This window comes from Citrobacter sp. MGH103 (assembly GCF_001034475.2).
Lineage (GTDB): Bacteria > Pseudomonadota > Gammaproteobacteria > Enterobacterales > Enterobacteriaceae > Citrobacter > Citrobacter freundii.
In genome coordinates, this window is record NZ_CP073043.1 from 4759996 (window position 1) to 4778626 (window position 18631).

15 protein-coding genes and 1 pseudogene are annotated in these 18631 nt (G+C 50.6%); 9 read left to right on the top strand and 7 right to left on the bottom strand.

Going from position 1 to position 18631, the window contains the following annotated elements; all coding sequences use genetic code 11:
- The first annotated feature begins 29 nt into the window (after nt 1-29).
- The 3 genes from SK33_RS22920 to ompL all read left to right on the top strand — a co-directional run bounded on the left by SK33_RS22920 (nt 30) and on the right by ompL (nt 3639).
- Nucleotides 30-1412 (top strand): MFS transporter, encoded by a 1383-nt coding sequence (locus SK33_RS22920; protein WP_003028647.1) that lies wholly within the window; start codon nt 30-32, stop codon nt 1410-1412.
- Between the two features lie 46 nt (nt 1413-1458).
- Nucleotides 1459-2880, top strand: coding sequence for an MFS transporter (locus tag SK33_RS22925; RefSeq protein ID WP_003028645.1), 1422 nt, complete (start codon nt 1459-1461; stop codon nt 2878-2880).
- Between the two features lie 66 nt (nt 2881-2946).
- Complete coding sequence (ompL, locus tag SK33_RS22930; RefSeq protein ID WP_003028643.1) at nt 2947-3639, top strand: porin OmpL; 693 nt, start codon at nt 2947-2949, stop codon at nt 3637-3639.
- A 70-nt stretch (nt 3640-3709) separates the two neighbouring features.
- Here ompL and typA read toward each other — a convergent pair whose 3' ends face one another.
- A complete protein-coding gene (gene typA, locus SK33_RS22935; RefSeq protein ID WP_003028641.1) occupies nt 3710-5533 on the bottom strand; it encodes a ribosome-dependent GTPase TypA in 1824 nt (607 codons plus the stop codon).
- A gap of 380 nt (nt 5534-5913) precedes the next feature.
- Between typA and glnA the strand changes: the two genes are divergently transcribed.
- The 4 genes from glnA (at nt 5914) to SK33_RS22955 (ending at nt 10296) form a co-directional block, all read left to right on the top strand.
- Nucleotides 5914-7323, top strand: coding sequence for a glutamate--ammonia ligase (gene glnA / locus SK33_RS22940; RefSeq protein WP_003028638.1), 1410 nt, complete (start codon nt 5914-5916; stop codon nt 7321-7323).
- Between the two features lie 281 nt (nt 7324-7604).
- Nucleotides 7605-8654, top strand: a complete 1050-nt coding sequence (gene glnL, locus SK33_RS22945; RefSeq protein WP_003028636.1) for a nitrogen regulation protein NR(II) — start codon at nt 7605-7607, stop codon at nt 8652-8654.
- 10 nt (nt 8655-8664) lie between these two features.
- A complete protein-coding gene (gene glnG, locus SK33_RS22950; RefSeq protein ID WP_003028633.1) occupies nt 8665-10074 on the top strand; it encodes a nitrogen regulation protein NR(I) in 1410 nt (469 codons plus the stop codon).
- A gap of 111 nt (nt 10075-10185) precedes the next feature.
- Complete coding sequence (locus SK33_RS22955) at nt 10186-10296, top strand: YshB family small membrane protein (RefSeq protein WP_003028631.1); 111 nt, start codon at nt 10186-10188, stop codon at nt 10294-10296.
- Nucleotides 10297-10385: 89 nt separating this feature from the next.
- On the opposite strand, the gene hemN is transcribed toward SK33_RS22955, so the two are convergent.
- The 3 genes and pseudogenes from hemN to SK33_RS26510 all read right to left on the bottom strand — a co-directional run bounded on the left by hemN (nt 10386) and on the right by SK33_RS26510 (nt 12811).
- Nucleotides 10386-11759, bottom strand: a complete 1374-nt coding sequence (hemN, locus tag SK33_RS22960) for an oxygen-independent coproporphyrinogen III oxidase (protein WP_048220075.1) — start codon at nt 11757-11759, stop codon at nt 10386-10388.
- A gap of 188 nt (nt 11760-11947) precedes the next feature.
- Complete coding sequence (gene yihI / locus SK33_RS22965; protein WP_191229400.1) at nt 11948-12457, bottom strand: Der GTPase-activating protein YihI; 510 nt, start codon at nt 12455-12457, stop codon at nt 11948-11950.
- 168 nt (nt 12458-12625) lie between these two features.
- Nucleotides 12626-12811, bottom strand: a pseudogene (locus SK33_RS26510) (hypothetical protein).
- Nucleotides 12812-13020: 209 nt separating this feature from the next.
- Between SK33_RS26510 and yihA the strand changes: the two are divergent.
- A complete protein-coding gene (gene yihA, locus SK33_RS22970; RefSeq protein ID WP_049003219.1) occupies nt 13021-13653 on the top strand; it encodes a ribosome biogenesis GTP-binding protein YihA/YsxC in 633 nt (210 codons plus the stop codon).
- Between the two features lie 118 nt (nt 13654-13771).
- On the opposite strand, the gene SK33_RS26815 is transcribed toward yihA, so the two are convergent.
- Both SK33_RS26815 and polA read right to left on the bottom strand, forming a co-directional pair.
- Entirely contained in the window at nt 13772-13819 is a 48-nt protein-coding gene (locus tag SK33_RS26815) for a spot 42 RNA, inhibition of DNA synthesis (protein ID WP_071892919.1), read from the bottom strand.
- A gap of 166 nt (nt 13820-13985) precedes the next feature.
- Nucleotides 13986-16772 carry a DNA polymerase I gene (polA, locus tag SK33_RS22975; RefSeq protein WP_003840413.1) on the bottom strand — a complete coding sequence of 929 codons (2787 nt, stop codon included), beginning with the start codon at nt 16770-16772 and terminating at the stop codon, nt 13986-13988.
- Nucleotides 16773-17135: 363 nt separating this feature from the next.
- On the opposite strand from polA, the gene SK33_RS22980 reads away from it, so the two are divergent.
- A complete protein-coding gene (locus SK33_RS22980; protein WP_048220127.1) occupies nt 17136-18071 on the top strand; it encodes an acyltransferase in 936 nt (311 codons plus the stop codon).
- Between the two features lie 55 nt (nt 18072-18126).
- On the opposite strand, the gene tnpA is transcribed toward SK33_RS22980, so the two are convergent.
- Entirely contained in the window at nt 18127-18561 is a 435-nt protein-coding gene (gene tnpA, locus SK33_RS22985; protein ID WP_041162689.1) for an IS200/IS605 family transposase, read from the bottom strand.
- Nucleotides 18562-18631 lie beyond the last annotated feature (70 nt).

Sequence of the window (18631 nt, forward strand, 5' to 3'; positions counted from 1 at the left end):
GGAGACTCACGGGCACATGGAGAATAATAATGAGTCAGACCTCTTCTAATCCGGCAACCCTACGCTTGCCGTTCAAAGAAAAACTCGCCTATGGGATGGGTGATTTAGGTTCCAATATCCTGCTGGACATAGGTACGCTCTATTTACTCAAGTTTTATACCGATGTTCTTGGTTTACCTGGAACTTATGGCGGTATCATTTTCCTTATCGCCAAGTTTTTTACCGCGTTTACCGATATGGGGACTGGGATTATGCTCGACTCGCGCCGCAAAATCGGCCCGAAAGGCAAATTCCGCCCGTTCGTTCTGTATGCCGCATTTCCAGTGACGCTGCTGGCGATTGCGAACTTTGTCGGTACACCATTTGAAGTCACCGGTAAAACGGTGATGGCAACGGTACTGTTTATGCTGTACGGACTGTTCTTCAGTATGATGAACTGCTCTTACGGTGCGATGGTCCCCGCGATCACCAAAAACCCGGACGAACGCGCCTCGCTGGCAGCCTGGCGACAGGGCGGAGCCACTCTTGGCCTGCTGCTGTGCACCGTCGGTTTTGTGCCAGTAATGAACCTGATCGAAGGCAACTCACAGTTGGGTTATATCTTCGCCGCCACCTTATTCTCTCTGTTCGGCTTGCTGTTTATGTGGCTGTGCTATGCCGGGGTTAAAGAACGCTACGTGGAAGTGAAACCCGTTGATGCCGCGCAAAAACCGGGATTGCTGCAATCCTTCCGCGCCATCGCAGGTAACCGCCCGCTGTTTATTCTGTGCGTTGCCAACCTTTGCACACTTGGCGCGTTTAACGTCAAGCTGGCGATTCAGGTCTATTACACCCAGTACGTACTGAACGACCCGATCCTCCTTTCCTGGATGGGCTTTTTCAGCATGGGCTGTATCTTCATCGGTGTCTTCTTGATGCCGGGAATGGTCAGACGTTTCGGCAAGAAAAAGGTCTACATCGGCGGTTTGTTGATTTGGGTCGCGGGCGATCTGCTGAACTACTTCTTTGGCGGCGGTTCCGTCAGCTTTGTCGCTTTCTCGTGCCTGGCGTTCTTCGGCTCAGCATTCGTCAACAGCCTGAACTGGGCACTGGTTTCTGACACGGTGGAATATGGCGAATGGCGTACCGGCGTACGTTCGGAAGGAACGGTATACACCGGCTTCACCTTCTTTCGTAAAGTGTCACAAGCGCTGGCAGGATTCTTCCCCGGCTGGATGCTGACGCAAATCGGCTATGTCCCCAACGTGGTGCAATCTGCCAGTACGGTCGAAGGATTGCGTCAGCTGATCTTTATTTATCCCTGCGCGTTGGCGGTGATCACCATTGTAGCTATGGGCTGTTTCTACAACCTTAACGAGAAGATGTATGTCCGCATCGTTGAAGAGATAGAAGCGCGTAAACAAACCGTTTGATAATAATAATGAATAGCGCTCTACGGGGCGCTATTGAGGAGCGATTATGTCTTTTCATGATCCGCTAACGCTAAAACTGAGCCTGCGTGAAAAATTCGCCTACGGAGTGGGTGACTTCGGCTCAAATTTGATGCTGTGTATCGGCACGCTGTATCTGCTTAAATTTTATACCGATGAACTAGGGATGCCGGCCTGGTACGGTGGGATTATCTTTTTAGTAGCGAAGTTCTTCACCGCCTTCACCGATATTCTGACCGGCGTGTTGCTGGACTCAAGGCGTAATATTGGCGCAAAGGGGAAATTCAGACCCTTTATTTTGTATGCGTCATTTCCTGTCGCCGTCGTCGCCAGCGCGCAGTTTTTAGCGACAGGATTTACGCTAACAGTGAAAACGGGGCTGGCAACGGTGTTGTTCATGCTGTTCGGCCTGTTCTATAGCCTGATGAACTGTTCCTACGGCGCGATGGTGCCTGCAATTACTAAAAATCCACATGAACGCGCTCAGCTCGCCGCCTGGCGTCAGGGCGGCGCTACCGTAGGCCTGTTACTGTGTACCGTTGGCTTTATGCCAATTCAGGCGCTATTTGTCAGTTCACCTTCGCTGGGTTATCTGATTGCCGCACTGCTCTTCTCTGTCTGCGGACTGTTCAGTATGTGGTGGTGCTTTAGCGGTGTGAAGGAACGCTATATCGAAATCGTGCCGGACCATCATAAGCCCAGTATTCTCAAATCGTTCTGCGCCATTTTCCGTAACCCTCCACTACTGGTGCTATGTGTTGCCAACTTGTGCACGCTGGCGGCATTCAACATTAAGCTTGCGATTCAGGTGTATTACACCCAGTACGTGCTGAACGATATACATCTACTGTCGTGGATGGGTTTCTTCAGCATGGGATGCATTCTGGTTGGGGTACTGCTGGTTCCCACAGCTGTAAAACGCTTCGGTAAAAAACAGGTTTACCTCGGCGGTCTGGCGCTATGGGCAATCGGCGATGTGCTGAACTTTTTCTGGGGCAGCACGTCATTTTTATTCGTGATGTTTTCTTGCATGGCCTTCTTCGGAACCGCTTTTGTTAACAGCCTGAACTGGGCGCTGGTTCCGGATACGGTCGATTATGGCGAATGGAAGACGGGGATCCGTGCGGAAGGTTCGGTATATACGGGTTATACCTTTTCTCGCAAAATTTCCGCGGCGCTCGCAGGCTTCCTGCCTGGGATTATGCTGACACAAATCGGTTATATCCCCAACATAGCCCAGAGCGATGCTACCCTGCTCGGTTTGCGTCAACTCATTTTTCTCTGGCCTTGCGGACTTGCAATTATTGCAGCACTCACAATGGGCTTCTTTTATAAACTCAACGAAACACGTTTTGCTTTTATTATTGAGGAAATCAGCCAACGGAAGAAAAACAACATCCAACCGGACCCTATTACCAATAAAAAGAATACCTCTGCTGTAAACGTATAAAAATAATAGCCGCCTATTCCATCCCAATGGATGGCGGCCTCCCTACGCTTAAAAAATGGATTTATCATGAAAAAATTAACGACAATAATTTTCTTATCCTCTGTGGTATCAACCTCTGCTTTCGCTGGAGCCTATGTAGAAAACCGGGAAGCATATAATCTGGCGTCCGATCAAATAGAGGTCATGATGCGCGTCGGCTATAACTCTGATATGGGCGCAGGTATCATGCTCACCAACACCTACACGATGCAACGCAAGGATGAGCTAAAACACGGCTATAACGAAATAGAGGGCTGGTATCCGTTATTTAAACCGACAGATAAATTAACAATCCAACCTGGCGGGCTAATAAACGATAAGAGTATTGGTTCTGGCGGTGCTGTTTATCTGGATGTTAACTATAAATTTACACCATGGTTTAATCTTACCGTGCGTAATCGATATAATCATAATAACTACAGTTCAACCGACCTGAACGGTGACCTGGATAATAATGATACCTATGAAATAGGTAACTACTGGAACTTTGCCATTACCGATAAATTTTCCTATACCTTTGAACCGCACTATTTTATGCGAGTCAATGACTTCAATAGCAGCAACGGAAAAGATCATCACTGGGAAATTACCAATACCTTTAAATATCGGATCAATGAACACTGGTTGCCCTACCTGGAATTACGCTGGTTAGATCGCAATGTTGAACCTTATCATCGCGAACAAAACCAGATTCGTGTTGGGGCAAAGTATTTCTTCTGATACTGCTGATGATAAAAAAAGCCGCTGATAATCAGCGGCTTTTTTATGCTTACCTGAGAAAGAGCGTTAATTACTCTTCTTTCGCGCCACGCATTGCACGGCGACGATCGTTTTCAGTCAGGTGACGCTTACGAATACGGATAGAGGTTGGAGTAACTTCTACCAGTTCGTCGTCATCGATGAATTCCAGAGCCTGCTCCAGAGTCATCTTAACCGGCGGAACCAGAACCGTTGCTTCGTCAGTACCGGACGCACGCATGTTGGTCAGTTTCTTACCGGTCAGGCAGTTTACAGTCAGGTCGTTAGAGCGGCTGTGAATACCGATGATCTGGCCTTCGTAAACTTCAGCACCGTGACCCAGGAACAGCTTACCGCGGTCCTGCAGGCTGAACAGTGCGAACGCAACTGCTTTGCCCTGGCCGTTAGAGATCAGTACGCCGTTCTGACGCTGACCCACATCACCCGCACGAACATCGTCGTAGTGGCTGAAGGTGGAGTACAGCAGACCGGTACCGGAAGTCATGGTCATGAATTCTGAACGGAAACCGATCAGACCACGGCTTGGGATCACGTAGTCAAGACGTACGCGGCCTTTGCCATCTGGATTCATGTTTTTCAGGTCGCCTTTACGCTCACCCAGAGCCTGCATGACAGAACCCTGATGCTGCTCTTCGACGTCCAGCGTTACGTTTTCGAACGGCTCTTGTTTACGGCCATCGATTTCGCGGAAGATAACTTTCGGACGGGAAACCGCCATTTCGAAACCTTCACGACGCATGTTTTCAATCAGAACAGACAGGTGCAGCTCACCACGACCGGATACGCGGAACGCATCCGCATCTTCGGTTTCTTCAACGCGCAGCGCAACGTTGTGCACCAGCTCTTTGTTCAGGCGGTCAAGGATCTGACGAGAGGTAACATATTTACCTTCTTTACCACAGAACGGAGAGGTGTTTACGCAGAAGAACATGGTTACGGTCGGTTCATCAACGGACAGAGCCGGCAGCGCTTCGACGTTCTGCGGATCGCAGATGGTGTCGGAGATGTTCAGTTCGCCCAGACCGGTAATCGCGATGATATCGCCGGCTTCGGCAATATCGCTCTCGATACGTTCCAGACCCAGATGAGTCAGAACTTTACCGACTTTACCGTTACGGGTTTTACCTTCGCTATCAATGATAGTGATCTGCTGGTTCGGTTTAACTTTACCGCGTTTAATACGGCCGATGCCGATTACGCCAACGTAGTTGTTGTAGTCCAGCTGAGAGATTTGCATCTGCAGCGGGCCATCAAGGTCTACGTTCGGAGCCGGTACACGATCAACGATGGTCTGATACAGCGGAGTCATGTCTTCAGCCATATCTTCGTGATCCAGACCTGCGATACCGTTCAGCGCGGAAGCGTAAACGATCGGGAAGTCCAGCTGTTCGTCGGTAGCGTCGAGGTTAACGAACAGGTCGAATACCTGATCAACAACCCAGTCAGGACGAGCGCCAGGACGGTCAACTTTGTTGATAACAACAATTGGCTTCAGGCCATGGGCAAAGGCTTTTTTGGTCACGAAGCGCGTCTGCGGCATCGGACCATCCATTGCATCCACCACCAGCAGCACGGAGTCGACCATGGACATTACACGTTCAACTTCACCACCGAAGTCGGCGTGCCCCGGGGTATCAACGATGTTGATGCGGTAGTCATTCCATTTGATAGCGGTGTTTTTAGCGAGGATGGTAATCCCACGCTCTTTCTCCAAATCGTTGGAGTCCATCACGCGCTCTTGGGTTTCAGCACGTGCATCGAACGTACCGGATTGTTGGAGCAGCTTGTCTACCAGGGTCGTTTTACCATGGTCTACGTGCGCGATGATGGCGATGTTACGCAAATTTTCGATCACAACTTTGCCTCAGGCATTTTAGAAATAGCGCGTTATTGTACACGGATTAATCGCAGTACAAAACAGGATCACAAACATCCTCCGCAAACAAGTATTGCAGAGTTTCTTTGTGATCACATTCACGGAGCGTTAAAAGGGGTAATCTGACATGCTTTGCACCAATATGGTGCTTAATGTTCACATTAAAGCACTATAATGGTGCAATACAACCTTCATGGTGCAGCCCCTTTGCACGATAGTGCGCATGATAACGCCTTTTAGGGGCAATTTAAAAGTTGGCACAGATTTCGCTTTATATTTTTTACGGCGACACGGCCAATTTTTTGCAGAATTGAAGACTTCGTTACCACGACGACCATGACCAATCCGGGAGAGTAAGTATGTCCGCTGAACACGTTTTGACGATGCTGAACGAACACGAAGTGAAGTTTGTTGATTTGCGCTTCACTGATACCAAAGGTAAAGAACAGCACGTCACTATTCCTGCTCATCAGGTAAATGCCGAATTCTTTGAAGAAGGCAAAATGTTTGACGGCTCCTCAATCGGTGGCTGGAAAGGCATTAACGAATCAGACATGGTTCTGATGCCAGATGCGTCGACTGCACTCATCGACCCGTTCTATGAAGAGTCTACCCTGATCATCCGTTGCGATATCCTGGAACCGGGTACGCTGCAGGGCTATGACCGCGACCCGCGCTCCATCGCAAAACGCGCTGAAGAGTATCTGCGTTCTACCGGCATCGCAGACACCGTTCTGTTCGGGCCAGAGCCAGAATTCTTCCTGTTTGACGACATCCGTTTCGGCGCGTCTATTTCCGGTTCCCATGTGGCAATCGATGACATCGAAGGCGCATGGAACTCCTCCACCAAATACGAAGGTGGTAACAAAGGCCACCGTCCTGGTGTGAAAGGCGGTTACTTCCCGGTTCCTCCGGTAGATTCTTCTCAGGACATCCGTTCTACCATGTGTCTGATCATGGAAGAAATGGGCCTGGTTGTTGAAGCGCATCACCACGAAGTGGCGACCGCTGGCCAGAACGAAATCGCGACCCGCTTTAACACCATGACCAAAAAAGCGGACGAAATTCAGATCTACAAATACGTTGTGCACAACGTTGCGCACCGTTTCGGTAAAACCGCGACCTTTATGCCAAAACCGATGTTCGGTGATAACGGCTCCGGTATGCACTGCCACATGTCCCTGTCCAAGAACGGTGTAAACCTGTTCTCTGGCGACAAATATGCGGGTCTGTCTGAGCAGGCGCTGTTCTACATCGGCGGCGTAATCAAACACGCTAAAGCGATCAACGCCCTGGCTAACCCGACCACCAACTCCTATAAGCGTCTGGTCCCAGGCTACGAAGCGCCGGTAATGCTGGCTTACTCTGCCCGTAACCGTTCTGCTTCTATCCGTATTCCGGTAGTTGCTTCTCCGAAAGCGCGTCGTATCGAAGTGCGTTTCCCGGACCCGGCTGCTAACCCGTACCTGTGCTTCGCAGCGCTGCTGATGGCTGGTCTTGACGGTATCAAGAACAAGATCCACCCGGGCGAAGCCATGGACAAAAACCTGTATGACCTGCCGCCGGAAGAAGCGAAAGAGATCCCACAGGTTGCTGGTTCTCTGGAAGAAGCACTGAAAGAACTGGATCTGGACCGTGAGTTCCTGACTGCAGGCGGCGTGTTCACCAATGAAGCGATCGATGCGTACATTACGCTGCGTCGCGAAGAAGATGACCGTGTGCGTATGACTCCGCACCCGGTAGAGTTTGAGCTGTACTACAGCGTTTAATCGTTTGAGTTGCCGTGGAACTTTTAGCCTGCTCAGGCAGGCTTGAGATCGATGGCGAATGATAGGACGCCTGATGGCGCAAGCTTATCAGGCCTACCGGTAACATCACCTTGTAGGCCGGATAAAGCAAAGCCGCCATCCGGCATCTGCGTTTGCCAGTCATCTGTAGCCCATCCCAGGATGGGCTTTTTTCTCCACTAACAACCTGCTTTCTCGCGCTTTTTTGATGTAAAAAGCTATAATGCACTAAATTGGTGCAACACTTTTCAGGAGACTGCTGAATGGCAACCGGCACGCTGCCCGATGCTGGGCAGATCCTCAATTCTTTAATCAACAGCATTTTGCTCGTCGACGATGAGCTGGCGGTACATTACGCCAATCCGGCGGCACAGCAGCTGCTCGCCCAAAGCTCCCGCAAACTGTTTGGTACACCGCTTCCCGATCTGTTGAGTTATTTCTCCTTAAACATCGGACTGATGCGAGAGAGCCTGGAAGCAGGCCAGGGCTTTACGGATAACGAAGTGACGCTGGTGATAGACAGCCACTCACATATCCTGTCAGTGACCGCTCAGAGGCTGCCTGATGGCCTTATCCTGCTGGAGATGGCGCCAATGGATAACCAGCGCCGTCTGAGTCAGGAGCAGCTCCAGCACGCCCAGCAGATTGCCGCCCGCGATCTGGTGCGCGGTCTGGCGCACGAAATCAAGAACCCTTTAGGTGGATTACGCGGCGCAGCGCAGCTACTCAGCAAAGCGCTTCCGGACCCGGCGCTGACCGAATATACCAAAGTCATTATTGAGCAGGCCGACCGCCTGCGTAATCTGGTCGACCGTCTGCTGGGACCACAACAGCCTGGCATGCATGTCACGGAAAGTATTCACAAGGTGGCGGAGCGCGTGGTGGCGCTGGTCTCAATGGAGCTCCCGGAAAACGTCACGCTGATTCGTGATTACGACCCGAGTCTGCCCGAATTACTGCACGACCCGGACCAGATCGAGCAGGTTCTGTTAAACATCGTGCGCAATGCTTTGCAGGCGCTGGGAGCGGAAGGCGGTGAGATCATTCTGCGTACCCGCACCGCGTTTCAGCTCACGCTGCACGGCGTACGTTATCGCCTGGCGGCACGGATTGATGTTGAGGACAACGGTCCGGGTATTCCCTCGCATTTGCAGGACACGCTGTTCTACCCAATGGTCAGCGGTCGCGAAGGCGGTACCGGGCTTGGATTATCCATCGCCCGCAATTTAATTGATCAACATTCCGGCAAAATTGAATTTACCAGTTGGCCGGGTCATACCGAGTTCTCGGTTTACCTGCCTATCAGGAAATAAGGTGACGTTTATGCAACGAGGAATAGTCTGGGTCGTTGATGACGATAGTTCCATCCGTTGGGTGCTTGAACGTGCGCTCGCAGGGGCAGGGCTAAGCTGTACCACATTTGAAAGTGGTAAAGAGGTGCTGGACGCGCTGGCCAGCAAAACGCCTGACGTACTGTTGTCGGATATTCGCATGCCGGGCATGGACGGTCTAACGCTGTTAAAACAGATTAAACAGCGGCATCCGATGCTTCCGGTCATCATAATGACCGCGCACTCCGATCTGGATGCTGCCGTCAGCGCCTATCAGCAAGGGGCGTTTGATTATCTGCCCAAACCTTTTGATATTGATGAAGCCGTGGCGCTGGTCGAACGTGCCATCAGCCATTATCAGGAACAGCAGCAGCCGCGCAATGTTCAGATCAATGGCCCAACAACTGACATCATCGGCGAAGCGCCGGCAATGCAGGACGTCTTTCGCATTATTGGCCGACTGTCCCGGTCGTCAATCAGCGTATTGATTAACGGGGAGTCCGGGACCGGTAAAGAGCTGGTCGCCCATGCGTTGCATCGTCATAGCCCGCGCGTCAAAGCGCCGTTTATCGCCCTGAACATGGCGGCTATTCCGAAAGATTTGATCGAATCTGAGCTGTTTGGTCATGAAAAAGGGGCATTTACCGGGGCGAATACGATTCGCCAGGGGCGCTTTGAACAGGCTGACGGCGGTACGCTGTTCCTCGATGAAATTGGCGATATGCCGCTGGACGTGCAAACGCGTTTACTGCGCGTATTAGCCGATGGACAGTTTTACCGCGTTGGCGGCTATGCGCCCGTGAAGGTGGACGTACGTATTATCGCCGCCACGCACCAGAATCTGGAACTACGCGTACAGGAAGGCAAATTCCGCGAAGACTTATTCCATCGTCTGAACGTCATCCGCGTGCATTTGCCGCCGCTGCGTGAACGTCGGGAAGATATCCCACGTCTGGCGCGCCATTTCCTGCAGGAGGCCGCGCACGAACTGGGGGTTGAAGCCAAACAATTACACCCGGAGACCGAGGCGGCGCTGACCCGTCTGGCCTGGCCGGGTAACGTGCGTCAGCTTGAGAACACATGCCGCTGGTTAACCGTCATGGCCGCCGGCCAGGAAGTACTGATTCAGGACTTACCAGCCGAGCTGTTTGAAACCACCGTGCCTGACGCACCGTCCCATATGCAGCCAGACAGCTGGGCAACCCTGTTGGCACAGTGGGCAGACCGGGCCTTGCGTTCCGGTCATCAAAACCTGCTTTCTGAGGCTCAACCGGAAATGGAGCGCACGCTGTTGACCACCGCGCTACGTCATACCCAGGGGCACAAACAGGAAGCCGCACGCCTGCTTGGCTGGGGCCGTAATACCTTGACGCGTAAGTTAAAAGAACTCGGAATGGAGTGACGATTCGTCACAGTGTAAAGATTGATAATTGAGCGCAAATTGCTGCTATTTTGCGCTTTACTGTTCCGATGAGTTAAGTATGATCGTGCCCGGCAAACGGGGGAAGTCATCATGCTGGAATCAATGATTAATCTGCTGTCGAGCGGTGCGGTCGAAAGCCATACGCCACAAACTGCGGTTGCCGCAGTGCTGTGTGCAGCGCTGGTTGGGCTGTTCAGCTGAAGGCGCGCCGGATGGCGCTAACGCTTATCCGGCCTACAGATTATTGCGACGTGTAGGCCCGGTAAGCGTAGCGCCACCGGGCAACCCGGTTAAATGACGCGGGAGAACTGCTGCATGCGTGCTTTCTGCCGCAGATAAGCATCAAAGCACATGCAAATATTACGGATCAACAGGCGCCCCTTCGGCGTAACCTGAATCCCCTTCTCATCCACATCCACCAGCCCATCTTTCGCCAGTGGTGCCAGCAGTTTCAGGTCTTCGGCAAAATAGTCAGCGAAGTTCAGATCCCATTGCTGTTCCACAGCGGCATAGTCGAGGCGGAAGTTACAGATCAGGAGCTTAATAACATCACGACGAATGCAGTCATCGCGGGTCAGGGCAATTCCGCGCCACAGTGCGTCCCCCTGCTCGTCTACCTGCTGATAATAGCGCTTCAGCTCTTTCTGGTTCTGCGCATAGTTGTCACCAATCATACTAATGGCTGACACGCCCATTCCCAGCAGATCGGTATCACCCTGGGTGGTATAACCCTGGAAATTACGATGCAGCACACCCTTGCGTTGAGCAATCGCCAGCTCATCATCCGGCCGAGCAAAGTGATCCATACCAATGAACTGATAACCGGTTTCGGTCAGTGAAGAAATGGTTTCCTGCAGGATATCCAGCTTCTGCTGCGCGCTGGGCAGGTCGGCGTCTTTAATCTTGCGCTGAGCGGCAAACAGCGTCGGCAGGTGCGCGTAGTTGAAGACGCTCAGTCGGTCTGGATTCAGCTCAGCAACGCGTTTCAGGGTAAAGGCGAAACTTTCCGGCGTCTGTTTTGGCAAACCATAAATCAGATCGATATTCGTTGAGGTAAAGCCAATCTCACGCGCATGATTCAGCAGCGCAAAGATAAACTCCTCATCCTGCTCACGGTTCACCAGGCGCTGAACTTCTTTATTGAAGTCCTGCACCCCCATGCTCAGGCGGTTAAAACCTTCAGCGCGTAAATGATCGAGCACATCCAGCTCAATTTCACGCGGATCCACTTCGATCGAGATTTCGGCGTCGTCGTTAAAGTTAAAGTTGCCACGCAGCAGCGACATCAAACGGCTGATTTGCGCTTTATTCAGATACGTTGGCGTGCCGCCGCCCCAGTGCAGTTGACTGACATGACGTCCGGCAAACAGCGGTACGCGATGAATAATTTCTTGTTCTAAGACATCGAGGTATTGATCGGCTTTATGCTGCTGGCGAGTCACGACCTTGTTACAGCCGCAGAAATAACACAGCTTGTGGCAGAACGGGATGTGAACGTACAGCGAGAGAGGACGCTCAGGATAACGTGCCACGGCCTTTAGAAATGCTTCAGTGCCGTAGTCTTCAGAAAACTCCAGCGCGGTCGGGTACGAGGTATATCGTGGCCCGGAATAGTTATATTTCTGGATCAGGGCCAGGTCCCAGTCTATTAACTGCTCTGACATGCTCACTCCTTCCGATGGCGTCTCTGGCGGGTACGGCGTACCGACTTAACCCCAGTACGGGTGATAAGTCGGTTGCGCAGCCACTTCTGTCGCCGCGACAACCGCTGTAGTTTAACGAATAACCACACCAGATAACATATAACCGGAAGGGTTATAAGCAGGACGGGAAGACCCACGGTGTAAAACCGTTAGTTGCCGCCTTTCAGCAGGCGCATCATGTCTTCCTGTTTTTCTTCTTCTTCCCCTTCTTCCTCGTCATCGTAAGAAAGACCCAGCTTTTGCATCAGCTCATCAATGCGGTCCAGCTTGGCATCAACCCAGGACTGATCTTCCGCGCTCAGGGTCTCTCCTGCTTCAAGACGCTCCAGCAGCGCATCCAGGCGCTCATCCGTTTCCAGTAAATCCAACTCAGCCTGTGGTGAAAGCATAGGTTTCTCACTCTTCGGTTTGTGCTGTTTGGTGACTTTTTCGGTCACGCCCAATGGAATGGGGGTTTTGCTGCCAATACGAGGATCTTTTTGCTTATTTTGGTTTCCGCCACCAGATGCGCCTTCGCTACCGGACGCACGGCTACCTGCCGCATGACCACGGTGTTTTTTCTGGCGCTTACGGTCGCGAGCTTCCTGGTTAATTTCTTCGCGTGTTTTACGACGCGCTTTTGCAGGACCTTTACCGCGTGGTGTAGAAGTTGGTTTCATCATGATTCGTCTTTGGCTGTTTTATTCAGTATATAATTGCGCCGGAATCTAGCAGAAATAAAGAAAAAAGGCGACAGAGTAATCTGTCGCCTTTTTTCCTGACTCTCAACCCTTACGGGCTCTACAATCCCTGTTGGCTATCAACACACCCTGTTTTTCCCTTAGCCTCTAACATTCCGTGTTGTTTCCATTTCCTTTTACTAACGTCTCCGGACGTTTGTCTTCCTGACAATCCTGTGTCTTCGCCTCCTGGCGCTCCGGACCCTCATCCTGAGTCGTCTATCCTGTCAGCTTCCTCGCTATGGACGCTACTTTACCGTTTTGGTTTAAACGTACAAGTAACCTGGGTAACAATTTCTGATTTTAAGAATAGCGCCCAAATATAACTCTATGATTTATTTTAGTTCTGTCATTTTTTACTCTGTCATCTCGTATAGAAACTGTCGGCAATGTCTCACAAAGCGCGTGGTTTTTACTCTCACAGCCCACTCGTCGAAAAACCAGCCTTTTGCTGGGGTTCAGGTATAATCGCTGCAAAGCCCTGATTGATGGAGAGGACTGCTTTGACTAACTTGAATTATCAACAGACGCACTTTGTGATGAGTGCGCCTGATATTCGCCACTTACCTTCCGACACCGGTATAGAAGTGGCTTTTGCTGGCCGTTCCAACGCAGGCAAATCCAGTGCGCTAAATACCCTGACGAATCAAAAGGGTCTGGCACGTACATCTAAAACGCCAGGTCGTACTCAGCTCATCAACCTGTTTGAAGTCGTTGACGGCAAACGCCTGGTCGATTTGCCAGGATACGGTTATGCCGAAGTTCCAGAAGAGATGAAGCGTAAATGGCAGCGCGCGCTGGCTGAATATCTGGAAAAACGTCAGAGCCTGCAGGGTCTGGTGGTACTGATGGATATTCGTCACCCGTTAAAAGATCTCGATCAACAGATGATCCTGTGGGCGGTTGAGAGCAACGTTCAGGTTCTGGTACTGCTGACTAAAGCAGATAAGCTGGCCAGCGGTGCACGCAAAGCGCAGTTGAATATGGTACGCGAAGCCGTACTGGCATTTAACGGTGATGTGCAGGTAGAAGCATTTTCATCGCTGAAAAAGCTGGGTGTGGACAAACTGCGGCAAAAACTGGATAGCTGGTTTAGTGAACTGGCACCGGTTGAAGAGATGCAGGAAGGGGAATAACCCACCGTATTGCCGGATGGCGCCGCTGTGCGTCTTATCCGGCCTACAGTATGTGCGAAACCTTCTTTCGCACAATAAAAAACGCCCCAGTCATTACTGACTGGGGCGGCTAAAATATTCAGCCAAATCCGATTACGTGAAGTAAAAGGTCTGAAAGATAGAACATCTTACCTCTGTACCCTACGTGAATAACTTTACTCTTTTTTGAGCAGCTCAGAAAGCACTTTTTGTAATTTTTTTTCATTCCTTACATAGGGAATTCTAATGGACATCACAAAAAGTTCTCTCTTATGTTGCTTAGTTACGAAAAAGAGCCGTTATTCAGTAAACCCTTAGTGCGCCTGATCCCAGTTTTCGCCACTACCGACTTCCACCAGCAACGGCACGTCAATCTGGGTCTCGTTTTCCATCAGTTGGTGGATCTTTTTAGAGACGCTTTCGAGGTCATCTTTATGCACTTCAAACACCAGTTCATCGTGTACCTGCATGATCATACGCACACGCGGTTGCTCGGTTTGCAGCCATCTGTCCACCGCAATCATCGCTCGTTTGATAATGTCTGCGGCAGTACCCTGCATCGGGGCGTTAATTGCCGCGCGTTCTGCACCTGCACGACGAGCACCATTACTGGATTTAATATCCGGTAAATAGAGACGGCGACCTTCCAGCGTTTCTACATAACCCTGCTCTTTCGCCTGCGCGCGGGTGCGTTCCATATATTCCAACACGCCTGGGTAGCGTTCGAAGTAGAGATCCATGTACTTCTGTGCTTCTTTACGCGGAATATTCAACTGGCGCGCCAGACCAAAGGCGCTCATCCCGTAGATCAAACCGAAGTTAATGGCTTTCGCGCTGCGGCGTTGCTCGCTGGTCACAGAATCAAGCGGTAAACCAAAGACTTCTGCCGCCGTTGCGCGGTGAATATCTTTCCCTTCGGCAAACGCGGTAAGCAGACCTTTATCACGTGAAAGGTGCGCCATGATACGCAGTTCAATCTGTGAGTAGTCCGCAGAGACAATCACGTAGTCTTCTGGCGCAATGAACGCCTGACGAATACGACGACCTTCGTCATTACGTACCGGGATGTTTTGCAGGTTCGGATCCGTTGAAGACAAGCGACCCGTTGCGGTAACTGCCTGATGATAGGAAGTGTGCACGCGCCCGGTCTTCTTGTTAATCATCAACGGAAGCTTATCCGTATAGGTCGACTTCAGTTTGGCTAACCCACGATATTCCAGGATAACTTTCGGCAACGGATAATCCAGCGCTAACTCTTCCAGCACCTCTTCCGACGTTGATGGTGCGCCGCCCGGCGTTTTCTTCAGCGGCTTAATACCCTGCTTTTCAAACAGGATGGTTTGCAGTTGCTTGGTGGAAGACAGGTTAAACGCTTCTCCGGCGATCTCGTGCGCTTTTTGCTCCAGCTCGTTCAAACGCAGCGTCAGTTCTTCTGAATGCTTGTGCAGAACAGCCGGATCGATTTTCACACCGTTGCGCTCAACACGAGACAAAACAGGCACCAGCGGCATATCGATATTTTCAAAGACGTTCAGTGGCCCTTTATGCTGCTGTAATTCTGGCCACATTTTCAGATGCAGCTGTAGCGTAACGTCGGCGTCTTCCGCAGCGTAGCGCCCGGCTTCTTCCAATGCTATCTGGTTAAAGGTCAGCTGGTTTTTGCCTTTTCCAGCGATCTCTTCAAAGGTGATAGTTTTATGTTTAAGCCAGCGGTCCGACAGGCTGTCCATATCGTGTCGGCCAGCAACGCTGTTAAGAATGTAGGATTCAAGCATGGTGTCAAAGGTGATGCCGCGCAGCTCGATGCCATAGTTCGCCAGGATACCGCGATCGTACTTCAGGTTCTGCCCAACTTTATGCGCGTTCTCATCTTCAAGCAGCGGCTTCAGCAGCTGCAGCGCGCGATCGCGAGCTATTTGATCGGGGGCATCCAGGTAATCGTGGGCAACAGGAACATATGCCGCCACACCCGGTTCAATGGCAAAAGACAGGCCAACCAGATTCGCGGAAATATTGTCCAGGCTGTCAGTTTCAGTATCGAAGGCAAAGACAGGTGCTTTTTTCAGCTTCGCGATCCACTCTTCCAGCGTCGCTTCGTCCAGAATCGTCACATAGTTATCATACGAAAGAACCGTAGCCGGCTCCTCAGGCGTTTCATCGACGACAATAGTTTCTTGCGGTTTTGCCGCCGGCTTCGTCCCTTTCGCCTGTAGCCATTTACCCGCTTCAACGTCAGTAACCCAACGTTTGAATTCATATTGTTTAAACAGGCCAAGCAGTTCTTCTGCTGCCGGTTGACGGACTTCCAGCTGCTCGCAGGTCAACTCCAGCTCAACATCCGTTTTGATAGTAGCCAATTGATAAGAGAGGTACGCCACCTCTTTATTCTGCTCGAGTTTGCCCGCCATGGTTTTCGCACCACGGAAAGTCAGCCCCGCAATTTTGTCTGATTCAGCATAGAGAGTATCCAGCCCACCCAGCCCCTGCAGCAGAGCCTGCGCAGTTTTTTCACCTACGCCTGGAACGCCAGGAATGTTATCTGAGGAATCCCCCATCAGCGCCAGGAAATCGATGATCAGTTCCGGCGGGACACCGTATTTATTCACCACTTCATCCGGGCCGAGGATCGTATTGGTCATGGTGTTGATAAGAGTGATATTCGGCGTCACCAACTGAGCCATATCTTTATCACCAGTGCTAATCAGCACCGGACGACCCACCTTCTCCGCTTCCCGCGCCAGCGTACCGATGACATCATCCGCCTCCACGCCAGAAACCGCCAGCAATGGCAGCCCCATCGCTTTTACCATCGCATGCAGAGGTTCAATCTGCGCACGCAGATCGTCCGGCATGGGTGGGCGGTGCGACTTATAGTGTTCGAATAACTCATCACGGAAGGTTTTACCCTTGGCGTCGAATACCACCGCCGCGTGGGTCGGCTGATATTGCAAAATCAAGCTACGCAGCATGTTGAGGACACCGTACATCGCGCCCGTAGGTTCTCCTGCGCTGTTAGTCAGCGGTGGGAACGCGTGGTATGCGCGATACAGGTAAGATGAGCCATCTACAAGGATAAGTGGGTTTTCTGGGATCTGAACCATAATGTCCGTGCCTGTTTATCAGATTATGGGTAAAGGATGCCACAGACAGGATGAAAACATGAGTTTTTCGCCGCATTTGTCGAAAAACTTTTGTAGATCTTCTGCTTTGCTCGCAAAGACATCTGTGGATAACTTTGTGAATAAATAATTTACAGCTCTTTAAATATAACAAGGCAATTACTGCCTCATAATATTTTTATATGTATTTCAATGAATTAAATAAATACACAGCATTTTATCCCATTTTTACAGCTTATATCCTGATGTGGATAGATATTCCTCTTTTTTCTATTGAGGGAAGATCCATCATTTGGTTCGTTTTCTGATAAAATCAGCCCCTTGCGCCTCTTTCGCGCACTGTCTATGGCTAACCTTTTGAATAATTTAATTATGACGAGAATACTCGCTGCGATAACGCTGTTGCTGAGTATCGTATTGACCATATTGGTCACGATTTTTTGTTCTGTGCCGATCATCCTTGCCGGGGTTGTGAAACTCCTTTTGCCTATTCCTGTCGTCTGGCGCAAGGTTTCTGTCTTCTGTAATTTCATGATGTACTGCTGGTGTGAAGGTCTGGCGCTACTGCTGCACCTTAATCCACGGCTAAAGTGGGATGTTGAAGGACTGGAAGGTCTTAGCAAGAAAAACTGGTATCTGCTCATTTGTAATCATTACAGCTGGGCCGATATCGTTGTGCTTTGCGTTCTGTTCCGTAAGCACATCCCGATGAATAAATATTTCCTCAAGCAGCAGTTGGCCTGGGTACCCTTTATTGGCCTAGCCTGCTGGGCGCTGGATATGCCGTTTATGAAACGCTATTCACGTGGCTATCTGCTTCGCCATCCGGAACGCCGTGGTAAAGATGTCGAAACAACGCGTCGTTCCTGCGAGAAATTTCGCGTACACCCGACAACCATTGTGAATTTTGTCGAAGGTTCGCGCTTTACCAAAGATAAACGTGAGCAAACCCGCTCGCCCTATCAAAACCTGCTCCCACCTAAGGCGGCCGGTATTGCAATGGCATTGAATGTACTGGGTTCACAGTTCGATAAAATGTTGAACGTCACGTTGTGCTATCCGGAAAACAGCAGTCGACCGTTCTACGACATGCTGAGCGGTAAGTTAACGCGGATTGTCGTGCGGGTGAATCTGGAGCCAATTCATGAAGAGTTGCACGGTGATTACGTGAACGATAAGGGATTCAAGCGTCGGTTTCAGCTCTGGCTAAATACGCTATGGAGTGAGAAAGACGCGCAGCTCGACGCGATTAAAGCCTCAAGTAAAAGACCACCTTCTTAGAAGGTGGCTTTTGAAAATGCCCCCTGTAAGGGGGGCTACTTTCACCTTTCGCTTACTACTCTAGCAATTCCATCTGTTGTTCATGTGTTTGTTCCGTTTTCTCCTGATGCCGCACATATCTTCTGATAATTTCCTCGTTCACTCCTACCGTATCTACAAAGTAACCACGCGACCAAAAATGGTTTCCCCAGAGCTTCTTCCTGATGTGTGGAAAACGATTGTAGAGCCTGATGGCACTGCGACCTTTCAAATGGCCCATTAGCGTTGATATTGAGATTTTAGGTGGGACGATGACGACTAGATGTACATGATCTGGCTGGACATTTAACTCCAGAACTTCACAATCCTTGATTCCGCAGAGAATGTAGATTGTCCTGTAAAGCTCCTTGCCCAGCTTGTCTTTGAGGATCCTGAATCGATATTTTGGTGTCCAGACTATGTGGTATTTGCAACGCCAATATACATGTGATGAACTCCTGTAAAGCCCCATGTTGGTTTGTCTCCTTTTACTTGTGGTGAGTAAGCAGAGATATTCCGGCATGGGCATTCTTCAGGCTATA

Coding starts and splice junctions, on each gene's coding strand:
- SK33_RS22920 (WP_003028647.1), top strand. CDS start 30: ATGAGTCAGACCTCTTCTAATCCGGCAACCCTACGCTTGCCGTTCAAA.
- SK33_RS22925 (WP_003028645.1), top strand. CDS start 1,459: ATGTCTTTTCATGATCCGCTAACGCTAAAACTGAGCCTGCGTGAAAAA.
- ompL (WP_003028643.1), top strand. CDS start 2,947: ATGAAAAAATTAACGACAATAATTTTCTTATCCTCTGTGGTATCAACC.
- glnA (WP_003028638.1), top strand. CDS start 5,914: ATGTCCGCTGAACACGTTTTGACGATGCTGAACGAACACGAAGTGAAG.
- glnL (WP_003028636.1), top strand. CDS start 7,605: ATGGCAACCGGCACGCTGCCCGATGCTGGGCAGATCCTCAATTCTTTA.
- glnG (WP_003028633.1), top strand. CDS start 8,665: ATGCAACGAGGAATAGTCTGGGTCGTTGATGACGATAGTTCCATCCGT.
- SK33_RS22955 (WP_003028631.1), top strand. CDS start 10,186: ATGCTGGAATCAATGATTAATCTGCTGTCGAGCGGTGCGGTCGAAAGC.
- hemN (WP_048220075.1), bottom strand. CDS start 11,759: ATGTCAGAGCAGTTAATAGACTGGGACCTGGCCCTGATCCAGAAATAT.
- yihI (WP_191229400.1), bottom strand. CDS start 12,457: ATGAAACCAACTTCTACACCACGCGGTAAAGGTCCTGCAAAAGCGCGT.
- polA (WP_003840413.1), bottom strand. CDS start 16,772: ATGGTTCAGATCCCAGAAAACCCACTTATCCTTGTAGATGGCTCATCT.
- SK33_RS22980 (WP_048220127.1), top strand. CDS start 17,136: ATGGCTAACCTTTTGAATAATTTAATTATGACGAGAATACTCGCTGCG.
- tnpA (WP_041162689.1), bottom strand. CDS start 18,561: ATGGGGCTTTACAGGAGTTCATCACATGTATATTGGCGTTGCAAATAC.